Annotated in this window: 8 protein-coding genes; 2 read left to right on the top strand and 6 right to left on the bottom strand. The window is 41.0% G+C overall.

Features of this window, described 5'->3' with window-relative positions; genetic code table 11:
- The first annotated feature begins 119 nt into the window (after positions 1–119).
- Together ACLCDV_RS10780 and ACLCDV_RS10775 are read left to right on the top strand one after the other, a co-directional pair.
- Positions 120–4463 carry a CusA/CzcA family heavy metal efflux RND transporter gene (locus ACLCDV_RS10780; RefSeq protein WP_411973648.1) on the top strand — a complete coding sequence of 1448 codons (4344 nt, stop codon included), beginning with the start codon at positions 120–122 and terminating at the stop codon, positions 4461–4463.
- 2 nt (positions 4464–4465) lie between these two features.
- Positions 4466–5614, top strand: coding sequence for an efflux RND transporter periplasmic adaptor subunit (locus ACLCDV_RS10775; RefSeq protein WP_411973647.1), 1149 nt, complete (start codon positions 4466–4468; stop codon positions 5612–5614).
- A gap of 292 nt (positions 5615–5906) precedes the next feature.
- Here the strand turns inward: ACLCDV_RS10775 and ACLCDV_RS10770 are convergent, their stop codons facing one another.
- The 6 genes from ACLCDV_RS10770 to ACLCDV_RS10745 form a co-directional block, all read right to left on the bottom strand.
- Positions 5907–7058, bottom strand: coding sequence for an FAD-dependent oxidoreductase (locus ACLCDV_RS10770; protein WP_411973646.1), 1152 nt, complete (start codon positions 7056–7058; stop codon positions 5907–5909).
- 34 nt (positions 7059–7092) lie between these two features.
- A complete protein-coding gene (locus ACLCDV_RS10765; protein WP_411973645.1) occupies positions 7093–7848 on the bottom strand; it encodes a helix-turn-helix domain-containing protein in 756 nt (251 codons plus the stop codon).
- Positions 7849–7980: 132 nt separating this feature from the next.
- Positions 7981–8349 carry a nuclear transport factor 2 family protein gene (locus tag ACLCDV_RS10760; protein WP_088161244.1) on the bottom strand — a complete coding sequence of 123 codons (369 nt, stop codon included), beginning with the start codon at positions 8347–8349 and terminating at the stop codon, positions 7981–7983.
- Positions 8350–8528: 179 nt separating this feature from the next.
- A complete protein-coding gene (locus ACLCDV_RS10755) occupies positions 8529–9722 on the bottom strand; it encodes an MFS transporter (RefSeq protein WP_317667088.1) in 1194 nt (397 codons plus the stop codon).
- 90 nt (positions 9723–9812) lie between these two features.
- Positions 9813–10772 carry a helix-turn-helix domain-containing protein gene (locus tag ACLCDV_RS10750; protein WP_411973644.1) on the bottom strand — a complete coding sequence of 320 codons (960 nt, stop codon included), beginning with the start codon at positions 10770–10772 and terminating at the stop codon, positions 9813–9815.
- A 232-nt stretch (positions 10773–11004) separates the two neighbouring features.
- Positions 11005–13896: a response regulator gene (locus tag ACLCDV_RS10745; protein WP_411973643.1), complete on the bottom strand. Its 2892-nt coding sequence runs from the start codon at positions 13894–13896 to the stop codon at positions 11005–11007.
- Between the last annotated feature and the right edge of the window lie 728 nt (positions 13897–14624).

Below are 14624 nucleotides of genomic sequence, written 5' to 3'. Positions count from 1 at the left end.
TCCTGACGGGAAGTGCCTACAAATTCTGTCTAGGAATACGGAAGCATTTTTCAATGTCAACATGCTGCTGATCGCTTGTGTCTTTATCAAAACTTACGATTTAACAGAATCAAATTGATATGCTTACGAAAATTATTGAGTTCTCTGTAAAGAACAAACTCATTGTCGTGCTGTTGATGTTGGCTTTGATCGGTGTAGGTGCTTATCAGGTGACCAAATTGCCTATTGATGCCGTACCCGATATTACCAATAATCAAGTGCAGGTCATTACAATAGCTCCATCCTTTGGAGCAACAGATATTGAAAGGCTCGTGACCTTTCCGATCGAACAGGCTAACAGTAATATCGCTGGATTACAGGAAATCCGTAGCTTTTCGCGATTCGGACTATCCTTGGTAACCATTGTTTTTGATGACAATATCGATATCTATTGGGCCCGGCAACAGGTAGCTGAGCGTCTGCAACAGGTACAACAGGAAATCCCGACAGGTATAGGTTCTCCACAATTAGGTCCTATTTCTACAGGTCTTGGCGAAATTTATCAATATGTCGTTCGCCCGCAAGAAGGATACGAGCGTACATATAACGTCACTGAGCTCCGTACTATCCAGGACTGGATTGTCAGACGGCAGCTGCTGGGTGTTAAAGGGGTGGCTGAGGTCAGCAGTTTTGGTGGCAAACTCAAACAATATGAGATCGCTGTAAACCCCGACAGGCTAAATGCTTATGGGATTACCATTAACGATGTCTTTGATGCCCTCAACACCAACAATCAGAATACCGGTGGCGCTTACATCGAAAAAGGCCCCACAGTCCTCTACATCCGAAGTGAAGGATTGGTTGGCACGATTGAAGACATTCAGAATATTGCGATTACAGGGAAGCAAAATGACTTACCGATTTTCATTCGGGACGTAGCCGATGTACGTCCGGGTTTTGCAACGCGATACGGTGCCATGACCTACAATGACAATGGAGAAGTGGCTGGAGCCGTCGTCATGATGCTTAAAGGAGCCAACAGTAGCCAAGTGATTGCGGACGTCAAAGCCAAGGTAGAGGAAATCAGAAAAACCCTGCCCAAAGGAGTCATCATCGAGCCCTTTCTGGACCGTACCAAAATGGTCAATAATGCGATCAGCACAGTGCAGACAAATCTTTTGGAAGGCGCACTCATTGTGGTATTTGTACTAGTTCTCTTTTTGGGGAATGTACGGGCCGGATTGCTCGTGGCCTCAGTCATTCCTCTGGCCATGCTTTTTGCGATCTGTATGATGAACCTTTTTGGGGTGAGTGGTAATCTGATGAGTCTTGGTGCACTCGATTTTGGATTAATCATTGATGGTGCAGTCATTATTGTTGAATCCGTCATGCATCAGCTTATGCAACAGCAACGATTCAAAGCCCTACTCAAAGTACCTGCTTCTGAAATGGACGATTTGGTAACTGCATCAGCCGGTCGTATGATGAATAGTGCTGTCTTTGGACAAGTCATTATTCTGATCGTTTACCTTCCAATCTTAACGTTACAAGGAATCGAGGGCAAAATGTTCAAACCTATGGCAGAAACTGTTGCTTTTGCACTATTGGGGGCATTCCTTCTATCGCTTACCTATATACCGATGATGAGTTCATTTGTACTTCGTTCAAAAAGTAACAAACCGTCGCTTTCGGATCAGCTGATGAAAAGACTGGAAAAGTTTTACCTGCACACACTACTAAAAGTACTGCGGATTCCAAAGACAATTTTTACATTGGTTATTTTACTTTTTATAGGAGCTGTAGTGATACTTAGCCAGCTAGGTGGGGAATTTATTCCTTCACTGGAGGAAGGTGATTTTGCGGTAGATACCCGTGTCCTCCCAGGAAGTAACCTGACTACGACCATTGAAAGCACACAGAAAGCTGCACATATCTTAAAGAGCAGATTTCCAGAAGTAGAAAAAGTAGTCACCAAAATTGGTAGTGGCGAGGTGCCGACCGATCCTATGCCGATGGAGGCCTCGGATATGATGGTTATTTTAAAAGATAAAAAGCAATGGACTTCGGCACATACCTTTCCTGAACTCGCTACAAAAATGAGCGAAGCATTAGCCGATGTTCCCGGCATTACGGCCGGTTTTCAGTACCCTGTGCAAATGCGGTTCAACGAGCTGATGACGGGAGCACGTCAGGACGTTGTCCTCAAAATATTTGGAGACAACCTGGATTCCCTGACCTTACATGCTCAAAAGATAGGTAAAATAATCGAACAGGTCCAGGGAACCCAAAATCTCTATATCGAACCGATTGCCGGGCTTCCGCAAGTTGTCATATCTTATAATCGCCCTAGCATTGCACAGCATCATCTCTCGATTGATGAAGTAAATAGAACCATCAATGCGGCTTTTGCCGGGCAGCGAACGGGCTTGGTATTCGAGGGTGAGAAACGCTTCGACATGGTTGTACGGCTAGCTGCCAGAGACCGAAATAATATTACTGACATCCGTAACCTTTTGATTCCTACTCCAATGGGCAACCAAATTCCACTATCCCAATTGGCCCGTGTAGAGATTATACAGGGCCCTAACCAAATCCAACGGGAAAATGCGCAACGGCGGATTGTCGTCGGATTTAATATTAACGGTCGGGATGTACAAAGTATCGTACATGACTTACAAGCTAAGATTGACAAGGAAATCAAACTTCCAACAGGATACTCCATTAAATATGGGGGTTCTTTTGAAAACCTCAACAATGCCAAACAACGTTTGCTGATTGCTGTACCTATTGCGTTAGCGCTAATTTTCATACTCCTATTCCTTGCATTTAAATCCGTTAGGGAAAGTTTATTGATCTATACGGCTATACCATTATCGATTATCGGTGGAGTGTTCTTGTTGGCGCTGCGGGGAATGCCTTTTAGTATTAGTGCCGGAGTTGGATTTATAGCGCTATTTGGTGTCGCTGTGCTCAATGGTATCGTATTGATATCTGAATTTAACCGGCTTCAAAAAAGTGGCATCCGTAATATTGTGCGTATTGTTGTCGATGGTGGTGAAAATCGGCTGCGCCCCGTTTTGATGACCGCATCGGTGGCCTCACTGGGATTTATCCCCATGGCGCTGAGCAACGGCGCTGGAGCTGAAGTACAGCGACCTTTGGCAACTGTGGTCATTGGTGGCCTGCTTATCGCGACGCTATTAACCTTATTTGTGCTTCCACTCCTTTACGTAACCATGGAGCGCGGATTTAAACCTAATAGATTAAAAGGAAAATATATTGTGCCTCTTTTGATTGCTCTTGTTGTTTTTGCAACAAAAAATTCGACAGCACAGACAAAGATCACTTTGGATCAATCCATTGAACTCGCTCTCCAAAACAACCGAAACATAAAAATTGAAAAACTGCGTGTGGCTTATGCCAAGGCTCTAATAGGGACATCCACTGCAGATATTCCGCAGACGGATATCAACCTAGATTACGGGCAGATCAATAGCGCTTACCAGGATACTAAGGTTAGTATCAGTCAACGTTTTGGTTTTCCTACTGTCTACAGAAGGGAACGTATGCGCTATACCGAAGAGTGGAAAAAAAGCCAGCTGAATGTCACGCTTAAAGAGTTTGAGCTGAAAAAGGCCGTCAGCCTTACCTACTATAACATACTATATTGGCAGCAAAAGGAAAAACTTTTGAGCGAGGCATTATCCCTTTATAGCAGCTTCCTTGACAAGACCATCCTCCGTAAAAAGACAGGAGAAAGCAATGCGTTGGAAAGCTCAACTGCGGCAAATCAAAAGGCCGCAATCACAATCCAATTGAGACAGGTAGCTGATGAAATAAATGTCCTTCAACTGCAATTTCAATGGTTGCTAAACACATCAGAAACCTACACCCCTACCATTGTGGAAAAGGCTATTTTCGTTCAGTCATCAGTAGCCGACCACCCTTTACTCAAAGTGCTGCAACAAGAAAAGATAGTCGCAGCGCACACAACTGCAATAGAAAAATCCAGACTACTCCCCCAACTGCTGCTAGGCTACAATCTGAATAGTTTTAAAGGCGCAGGGCCTGATAACAGAATCTACGACGCGAGTCCAAGATTTCATTCGGTGCAGTTAGGGCTCTCCATACCGGTATTTTCCAGCGGACAGCGTGCTCGGATCGAAACTGCACGTCTGGCAGAAACCATTGCAAGCGATGAACTTCAAAATGCACAATCTGCGCTTGAAAGACGGGTCCAAGAATTCGCGCAACGCTATCAGACCAGTCTTGCTATTGTCGATCAATATGAATCCGAGGGACTCAAAAATGCAGCAATAGTTTTTGAAACAGCGCAGAAGCAATTTTCCAATGGAGCCATTGACTATCTCGAATTTGTCACTTTAATAAACCAGGCTATCGCGTTGAAAAGTAGCTATACAGATGCATTGTGGCAGCTCAACGAAAATGCCATTCAGCTTCATTACATCATGATAAATCAATAGAAATGAAAACGAAAAATATCATAGTCCAATATATCGTTCTTATGTTGGCAATAACTGGCGTCTCTTGCAAGGGGAATAAAGGCGAGGCTTCACCGTCATCAGCAAAGCCGAAAGACGAAACTCTTGTTTCCTTAACGGAAGCGCAACTGCAAAATGCCCAAATAGAGACGGTAACGCTTTCGGACCAGCTAATAGCCAGCATATTAAAACTGAATGGAAAAATTGATGTACCGCCTCAGAATCTGGTGTCGGTAAGTATTCCTTTGGGGGGATACCTAAAGAGTACCAGCCTGCTGCCAGGCATGAAAATATCAAAAGGTGATATTATTGCCATCGTCGAAAATCCACAGTTTATTCAACTGCAGCAGGACTATCTTGCTGCCAAGTCGAAACTACAATTTGCCGAGCTCGACTACAGACGTCAAAAAGAACTCAACCAGAGCCAGGCAAGCAGTGATAAAGTAATGCAGCAAGCACAGGCCGAAATGAACAGCCAGCAGATAGTAATGAATTCAATTGCCAGACAGTTAGAACTTATTCATATTCAACCTAGCACTGTTACCCCAGGAAATATCCGTAAAAGTGCGCCCGTCTATAGCACGATCGATGGCTATGTAAGTAAAGTCAATGTCAATGTCGGAAGATATGTAAATCCTTCTGATGTCCTCTTTGAATTGATCAACCCAACGGACATCCATCTAAATCTGAAAGTCTATGAAAAGGACCTTGAACAGCTGCATCCAGGACAAACGCTATTAGCTTACTCCAATGCTAACCCCAATAAAAAGTATTCGGGAAAAATTCATTTGATCGGCAAAGATGTCGATCCCACAGGTATGACAGATGTTCATTGCCATTTGGATAAATATGATCTGAATCTGGTACCTGGCCTATATATGAATGCTGAAATCCAAACGACAACGAGCTTGGGGCAGGCTCTGCCCGAAGAATGTATTGTAGACTTTGAAGGAAAAAGTTATGTATTCGTCTCGGAAGGAAACAGAAATTATCGTCTTAAAGCAATTTCCGTTGAGGAGCCCCAAAAAGGGCTGGCGAAGGTGTTGAACCCTCGAGATTTTGTAGGTAAAAAAATAGTTAGTAAAAATGCTTATACCTTATTAATGCAGTTAAAAAACAGTGGGGAAGATTAAATAAAATCGATATGAAAACATTATTAAACACGCTGATGCCGGCGTCCGTTTGAATCTCCCCAATAGATTTTTCGGCATCCATAAATTGGATATGCTGGAACTGCGGCACGGACATTACACCAAGTCAGTGGGAATGAAGTCGGATATTATTTCGCTAAACCTTAGATTTAAATAATCGTTAGGCTAACATCTTAATTCCAAAATGAGGGTGTCTGAATGGACGCCCTTTTTTAATGGTACAATTCAGAAAAAATATCCAAACAGATTCCCTTTCTGAACAATGCAGCGATATTTACCGCCGCTCGTTAAACATCGCTAGCAAATTATCAAGTCCACCTTTAGCGTGCAATATTTCAGTGTTTTGCAATGTATCTTTTGTTACTGCTGCCGCCCTTGCCTGCATTTGTTTTTCGTAATTTGAAATTGCACTCTGAATATTCGGAAAATGGTCGCATGTCAGATTCTCGGCCAATTCAAAAGCATCCTGCATCGCCTGATTTACACCCTCACCGGCATATGGCGGCATACGATGAGCTGCGTCACCAAGCATGGTCAAGTTTGATAATGTTGTCCACGTCTGGTCTAACGGAAAGTGGTATTGTGGTCGCGGCATAAACCAAATTTCATTACTTGCAAAAAGTTCATGCCATTTTTCGCCCCAGGAGGAGAACGCGACTTTAAACCAATCAAAAACCTGTTGCTTGTTATTAAAGTCAATGCCGCTTTCCTGCACCCAATTTTCGGGAACTTTACAACCGGTATAAAACGATAAACTGCCCTCTCCTTTTGCACTTAAAATAATGGATTGTTCGTTTCCAAGCGCAAATACTTTTCCGCCTTTTGTGATTTCCCAAAGTTCCGGTGTGTTTTTTTCGGCTCTGTAAATATTCCCTTCAACAATTGTAACGCCAGAATAAATCGGCTTAATATCGGTTAGGTAAGGGCGAATTTTTGAGTTTGCACCGTCGGCTGCAATGACAAGGTCAGCATAAAAAGATTTTCCGTTTTTGAAATGCAGAAGCCAGCCATGATCCTGTTTTACCATTGAAATAAACTGACTGTCCCAAACAATGGTGTCTTCATGCAATGCGCTTATTAAAATATCACGCAAAGGTGCACGATCAATTTCAGGGCGATCTTCTTGATCCTTATCTTGAAGCTCGTGCTCGTCCATTTTGATAATGGCCTGCTCGTCCAACACCCTTAAACGTCCCGCGTCGGGTCGAAAGCTAGCTTTAAATTCGTTCATCAAATTTGCTCTTCGAAGAGCTTCCAAACCACTTTCTTCGTGCAGATCCAGTGTGGCTCCCTGCTGGCGAACTTCTTTATTGCTATCACGTTCATATACGGTTACATTTACTCCTTTTGATTGTAAGAGTTTGGCTAATGTGAGTCCGCCAAGACCACCGCCAACAACTGCAACTTTCTTGTCTTGTAATTTCATATCCAGTAAAATTTATTTTTTTGACTGAACAAAATTACGTTGGCCTGAGCGTTGAAAATTGTATAAAACGCTCATTTTGGTTCTTCAACAGTTCTTTTGGTGAAACACCAGCAAGTTTCTTAACTTCTTTAATAAAATGGGATTGATCGGCAAAGTTTTGCTGTGGAAACAATTTGCCTTTTTTGATATGCTGAAAGGAAGCACGGAAGCGGATAATATTGCAATATGCTTTTGCCGTAAGTCCGAACTGCTGATCGAAATAACGGTTGATTTGTTGCCGACTCCAAAACGATTGCGCGGCAAGTTCTTTAATTGTAATCGCCCCGTTTGATCTATAAATGAGGTCGAACAGTTTCCGTTTCCTGTTGTCAACTTCAAGCGGCAAAAGCGACTGTATTTTTTTTGTCGCTTTCGCGCAGAATAAATTAAAGTTGTTCAAGTCGTCGGCACTAAAGTTCCAAAAATTAGGAGGCAAGAGCGTTGCCCTGTCCACCAAGTTGGCGATGCTGGTCTGAAAAACAGATTGGACTGCAAGCGGGTTAAAACTGATGGCGCAAGTCTGTCGCAAAGGCCCAATGATCGCGTGCCCCGGCTGAGTTTGGATACCCAAAAGCGTCGCGTGGAAAGGCTCTGCTGCAGTTTGCGTGAAAAATAGATCAACTCTTCCGTCTGGCAACACAACAACCTCTCTATTACAATCCGATTGGTTTTCTAGTTGCCAAAAGCTTTCAACAAAATCCGCTAACGACTTGTCAGGTTTTATTGCCTGGTATTTTAATTCATTTTCCATTGTTTTAGTCCGTTTATAAGCCATGCCCCCCCCTCAAAATTTATTACGGCACATCCGGTTAAAAGTCCCACACTTCCAATCAAAATTAAGGATTATTATATAATCAAATATGAAATAGATCAAACACTAAGCCTATTCGGATGAGGGTAGCGGCAATCCTTGTTTTTCAATGACAAATGCTTTAAGCTCTGCCATTTTTCCATCTTCGAATCGCCAAATGTCGCAATAATCGAAATAATCATATTTTCCGTCCTTATTTCTCAACCGAATTTCTCCGGTCACCATAACAAAATCACCTTCCTCAATAGATTTTTCCACATCAAAAACCGGCGGTTCCTGATAGAACTCTTTCAAATAAGCGCGAACTTCTTCTTTCCCATGGAGAATACGCTCACCTATAAAAACCCATTTCGTCTCTGCAGTACAATAAGCTAAGAAGCTTTCATAATCTCCTTTGGCAATAAATTCATTGGCTGTGTGTAAAATCGTTATATTTTTCATTTTCAGCTAGTTGTTTTGAATCATCAATTTTTGTCGGTCCACACGTTTTAAATGTTATAGTGGATCAGTATGATACGCCGCTACGTTCATAAAACCACTCAGGTGAACAAGTTGTTTTAAACGACGAAATAAGATATATTCAATGCTATGACGAACTACAGAGATCAGCATTTAAGTAACTACTTCTCTTTCCTAAAAACAAATATCGAGCAAATCGCAGCCAGTAAAAGGCACCCGCCGAACACCTGGAATGCGCTTTCCAGACCGATATTGATAATCAGGCTCAGTAAAAGGCTCCCCAGGCCATAACCCGAGAAAAGAAAGAATGCAAAAAGTCCTGTCGCCGCTCCTTTTTGCGCACTGAATGTGGTGACAATAGCAGCAAACAAAGGATGCGAGAGGTCAAATCCGAGTGAAAGTAAAGCCACTAAAACACAGGATGCTGCAAGATTTAGATTTTGGCTGAGCAGCAATACGGTAAGCGCTCCCAAAAATAAACCTAAAGGTATTATTCTCTGTCTTCCATAGTGGTCCGCAAGCTTTCCGAGTAATGGACCTAGTAATAGGCCCGGAATACCATACCCCAACAAGGCTAGCCCAATCTGTAATTCGTCGAGGCCATAGTTTCTATAGAAAAAATAAGCCAGCCAGGCAAAAATACCACCATGGAACATCCCGTTAAACAAAACATAGAAATAGGTATGCCTAGCTCTTCCGCTCGACAGGATATTGCAGAAGACGAGGAAAATGTTCTCCTTAACTCCACGGATCATCTCATTTGCTTTAAATATGTCCTTTTGATACATGACAATCAGCAGCAAAATAAGCAGCGCGATGCTCGCGACGCCAATAAAAAGCCATTGCCAACCGACTAGCGATGTGATCAAAGCGCCTGCGCTGGATCCGAAAGCTGTGCCACCTGCCATGTTACCAAAGAATATCCCAAGCGCGTGCCCCCGTTTTTCGTACGGGTACCGATCGCTGATCCAGCTAATGGTTGTGGGGGCAATACCGGCGGCACCGATGCCAGTTAGCAAACGAAGAAAAATCATCTGATTGGTTCCTTGGACGTAAGCGGTAAGTAATGTCAATACGGAAAAGATGATTAGGCATAACGTAATTATCCGGAACCTGCCAAAGCGATCACTTAGAGGCGCATATACCAATGTAAACAATCCATAGCCAAGCAGGTACGATGGTTCAATAAAACTCACATGCCGGGTAGTCGTACCAAACTGTTCGGATAGCAGTGGAAGCAATGGCGCGACCATGAATCCCTGAAAAAAAACAATGAAAGTTGCCAAAGAAAGAATATAAACCGGAAACATAGATACGCCTGTGGCCATTCTGTCATTTGTAATTAATTTGTACATTTCTATTATTTGTTAAATGATACAAATTTCAAGAATGTTAGCCGCAGAAGACTTATACGGATTGAGGTGATAATTGGACTTTTTATCGATTTAAACCGTAAGTGGGCTTTGCATAAGCAGTAAAGCGTCTTGACGGTATGCTGTAGGAGTTAGACCGGTCATCTTTTTAAAAAACCGATTGAAATAATTTGCTTCATTAAATTGTAATAGATCAGCTATTTCTGACACCTGCAGATCAGTGTGTGTTAAAAGACTTTTTGCTTCCAGCACTAGCTTTTCATTAATGTGAAACAACGCCGTGTGCCCGGTATATTTTTTTACTAAAAAATTCAAATGGCTGGCTGTGAGATTCAGTTCATCTGCGATTTTTCGAACCGTTGGCCTTCCTTCTTTTCGTATATCGGGGGTGTCAATGGCATAAGCATCGAGCACTTTTCTAAACTTAACCATCAGGGATGCATGTTTTAACTGAAAAGGAGTTTTTAGCTCCTTATCTTTATAATATAGACGACGGATTTGGATAAGCAATACTTTTAATAAAGTTTGCATCATTTCAAAATTATCCTCCTGTCCCGAATTCATTTCAAGAAGCAGCGTTTCGGCTGTATGCGATACCTTTTCCATATCTTGCCGCGAAAGCCTCAGAAGTGAGTTGGCTCCACGCATAAAAAAAGGGTAATCTTTTTCAAATTTGGGTGTTAGAGGGTCGATTCCAGCAAATTCGGATGTAAAACAAATGAGATAGCCATAAATCGTTTCCTCACGCTGCCAGCTTTCCATTTTACCGGGATATGCGAAATAAATACTGTTAGCTGACGTATGGATGGTTTCGTCAGGAAGCAGGAATCTAGGCCCCTTTGTTTTACAGATTAAAATACGAAAAAAATTACCTCGGAAAAGCGGCATGAAAAGCAATTTGCCTTTTGCCTGCTCTTCAATCCGCATGACGTTAACTAAATCATTTGCAGCTGTGCCAATCCTGAAAGTATCGAAAAATTGACTAATGGTATCGATCCATGGAATTAAAGTCTGTATCTTTTTGTTTTTCATGCATTAAAGAAATCTATCAAATTTAGGCAATAGCGCGCTATAAAATAAAGAAATTATCAACCTTGACTTAACAACAAGTTTGAAACTCATTAACAGTCTTTTAAGGAGGACATTTGATAAGTATCTCTATCTATTCAATCAACATTGTTCAATGGAAAAAGGTCTTTATTTCAAAAAGTACCCATCTCTCGACTAGCCATTATTAACTAAATCAAATCCAAGTCTTTCATACCTAGTTATTGCCTTCATTTATCAACCACTTTCTCAAAAGCTCCAGTAATGTTTTTTTGACGAACGGCTTCACAGCAAAATCATCCATTCCACAAGAAATGCACCTTTCCTTTTCGTCCTTAATATTACTGGCTGTCAATGCTATAATTGGCGTATGCATCGTCCCGCCCTCATTTTCCCTAATCAATTCAGTTAATTCATAGCCATTCATTTCAGGCATCTGTATATCCATGAAGATCAAATCAGGATTATTTTCCTTGAACAATTCAAATCCCATTATCCCATCGACCGCTTCTATGATTTCCGCATTGGAAAGAACATTCTGTACAATGGTTCTAGTAAGCAACATATTAAATTTGTTGTCCTCAATAATTAAAATCTTGTATTTTCTTTCCAAAAAGGCCGTTTCTCTTTCGGCATATTTGATGGTTTCTTCATCCTGCTGTAATGCTGCAACTAATGTAGAATACAGTTGATTTACTTTAACGGGTTTATTAATACAATGAATAATATGGCTGCTTTCAGCAATAAGGGCTGGGTTGGTCTCAAGAGCGGATAACATTAAAACTAGGGGCTGTCCAACTCCTTTGAAAAGTAACTTTTCCCTAATTTTTTTTATCGTATCGATACCGTTCATTATAGGTAGATCATTGTCTATAATAATCGCATCATAACACTCACCTTTGGCCAACATTTGAAGAACCTCAAATCCGTTATCGGCCAAGGAGATATTAACTTTCTTCAAATGCAACATCAATGCAATATTGGCTCGATCTTCATCTTGTCGGGCAACGATCATAATCTTTAAAGATTCTAAAAGTTTCCATTCGTACACATCCCCTTTTAGCGATCTTAATGTTATTTCGAAATAAAATTGACTTCCTTTTCCATATTCACTTTCCAGTTTTAGATTACTATCCATCATTTTTAGCAACTGGTTTGAAATGCTTAGTCCAAGGCCTGTTCCGCCAAATCTCTTGCTTATTGAAGCATCTTCCTGAGAGAATGCTTCAAATATTTTTTGCTGTTTCTCTGGTTTAATACCTATTCCGCTGTCCGTTACACTGACGCGCAGCGTGGTGGAGTTTTCGTCCGAAGATAGTACATCGACATTTAGTGCAACACTTCCCTTGTCCGTAAATTTTATTGCATTACTTAGAAGATTCATGAGCACCTGTTTGAGTCGAAGTGAGTCAACCCAAATATAATGTGGTAGTGATTCTGATAAATTAACCTGAAAATCCAATTTTTTGGCTTTCCACTGAAAGTCAATCAAACTTGTCACCTGAGCAAACATCTCATACAAATCATTTTTTTCAACCGAAAGCTCCAATTTGCCAGCTTCAATTTTAGAAAAATCAAGTATATCGTTTATGATGCTCAAAAGAAGATTAGCAGACTGATCGACAATAGAAACATATTCTTTTTGTGTATCGTCTAGTTTTGTTCGACTCATCAAATCCGTAAAACCTATAATTCCGTTAAGAGGTGTACGAATTTCATGACTCATGTTGGCGAGAAATTCTGACTTCGCCACGCTACCCTGGTCAGCAAGCTTCTTCGCTTTCCTTAGCTCTTCTCTCTGAAGAACAATCTTCGTAATGTCTGTGGCAATACCAAGATAACCTATAATCTGACCAGAAATATCCCGCATTGCAGTAACAGCAAGAGATACGTAAAGTCGCGTAAAATCCTTTTTTATATAGGTCCATTCTCTTTGCTCCGATCCGTAGCGCTCTGCCATCTCGACAAACACCCTAAATTCACTAATCGGATACCCAAATTCAATTTCAAGTTCCTTCGCTCGATCCTTAACTTCCCTACTGCTATGAAATAATGTCGGTCTAATTTTACCGATCACTTCATTACCTTTATATCCTAATAAATTTTCTGCGCCCCGGTTGAAAAGGGTTATCAACCCTTCTGCGTCAGTTGCTATGATAGCGACTGCAGTAGTTGCATTCAATACATCTTCGAGCATTTTCTTAGAGCGAATCGATTCCGCCTCAGAGCGTTTACGTTTATCAATATCCTGAAAAGTGCCAAATAGTCGAACGCACTTCCCTTTTTCAAAAGTTGCTTTCCCTAGTGCTCTAACCCACAAGCTGGTACCCTGATAGGTATCAATTTCTAATTCAAGATCCCACGAAGTTCCCGTAGAGATTGCACTATTGATAGCCTGAACAATTTTAATCCTATGTTGAGGATCTTTGTAAAACTCAATTGCTGTTTTAATAGTTGGACGATAATCCTTTGGAACGCCATGAATAATCTTTGTCATTTCAGACCAATCGATATAATCATCAACTAAATCATACTCCCAGCTCCCCACTCTGGCCACCTGACTCGTCATGTCCAGTGTAGATTTCACATATTCCAATTTACTAGTTAACTGGAAGTGCTGGTTTTTCTCTTGAAGTAAGCCAAGAACTTCTGTGCACAATAATGAAAGAAGAGTCCGTTGATTATCTGTAAGCTTATTGGGACTTCTATCCATAACGCTTAAAAAACCGACTGTCTTTCCTTCTTGACTGATGAGTGGCACTTCATAATAATACAGTATTGCAAAATTTTGAAAAATAACTGAATTGCGCTGCGAATGAGGCTCCATGCTAAGGTCAGGTATTTCTAGCGCGCCGTCTTCATCAAACACATAGTCCAAAAATACTTTATCGATACTTATATTTCCGTCGACATCATGAAAATAGGTGTGCACAAAATTTTGACTGTTATCAAATAAAGTCAATACTGCCATATCGATACTACAGATCAATTTCGCTTTAAGGAGTACTCCAAAAATTTCCTTTTTAATCATATCAGCGACCAATCTATAATCATTATCCGAGATGACATAGTCACTATTATCGTTTTTGGGGTACTTTTGATTATGCATAAAGTTGTAATATGCTATAGAAATTTAAAGTTTATAACAAAACAACAATTTTATTTGAATAGTTTTTTAATAAAAAAAGAATTAATTCAAATTAAAATATTTTAAAAAAACTAGGCCGACGCGGAATCATGCGTCACCAGTTCTCTTAAGTTCCATTGCATCAAAGACTTTGATCCGCCCTGCATGCATATCAACTGTTGGCTAAAACCGGGCGGCAGTTTTGTGTTTTCTGTTGAGCATCCGATATACACTGCTAGACCCGACTAAGACTGGATCTACGATGCAGCCGGAAACAAATTTTACTGGCCCGTAGACCATTACTTTGGAGAAGGAAAGCAGGAAACACATTTTTTTACAAAACAATGTAATAAAATAACATAGGACACTTATCACATACCTTAAATCCCTGCTGGCCCATAACTTTGAGATCAATTTAGTTACTGAACCACAGCCTAACATGGAGATGGTTAACCGTGTTGCCTGAATCGCAGACGAACTCAAAAGCCCTATGATCGTGATTGTGTCGGCACAAAAAAGGCTGGAATAAACCAGCCCTGATATATATAGTTATGATCCCAATAATGGGATAGTCGGTTTCATAAAAATGCTGGCCTAAGAAGTGTAAATCAAGCCAGCCAAAGCAATCTTCTCATTTTTCGTATAAGAAACAATTGGAATGTCTTACTCGTTTGAAAAAAATAAAAAAACCTTGAGGAGGGGATCTCAAG

The organism is Sphingobacterium sp. Lzh-3 (genome assembly GCF_046764375.1).
Taxonomy (GTDB): Bacteria; Bacteroidota; Bacteroidia; order Sphingobacteriales; family Sphingobacteriaceae; genus Sphingobacterium.
Note: the sequence above shows the minus strand (reverse complement) of the source record. Positions and strands in the feature narration are given on the sequence as shown.

Excerpts from the sequence above, each read along its gene's own strand:
- ACLCDV_RS10750 (WP_411973644.1), bottom strand. The coding sequence starts at position 10,772 with ATGAAAAACAAAAAGATACAGACTTTAATTCCATGGATCGATACCATT.
- ACLCDV_RS10755 (WP_317667088.1), bottom strand. The coding sequence starts at position 9,722 with ATGTACAAATTAATTACAAATGACAGAATGGCCACAGGCGTATCTATG.
- ACLCDV_RS10775 (WP_411973647.1), top strand. The coding sequence starts at position 4,466 with ATGAAAACGAAAAATATCATAGTCCAATATATCGTTCTTATGTTGGCA.
- ACLCDV_RS10760 (WP_088161244.1), bottom strand. The coding sequence starts at position 8,349 with ATGAAAAATATAACGATTTTACACACAGCCAATGAATTTATTGCCAAA.
- ACLCDV_RS10745 (WP_411973643.1), bottom strand. The coding sequence starts at position 13,896 with ATGCATAATCAAAAGTACCCCAAAAACGATAATAGTGACTATGTCATC.
- ACLCDV_RS10765 (WP_411973645.1), bottom strand. The coding sequence starts at position 7,848 with ATGGAAAATGAATTAAAATACCAGGCAATAAAACCTGACAAGTCGTTA.
- ACLCDV_RS10770 (WP_411973646.1), bottom strand. The coding sequence starts at position 7,058 with ATGAAATTACAAGACAAGAAAGTTGCAGTTGTTGGCGGTGGTCTTGGC.
- ACLCDV_RS10780 (WP_411973648.1), top strand. The coding sequence starts at position 120 with ATGCTTACGAAAATTATTGAGTTCTCTGTAAAGAACAAACTCATTGTC.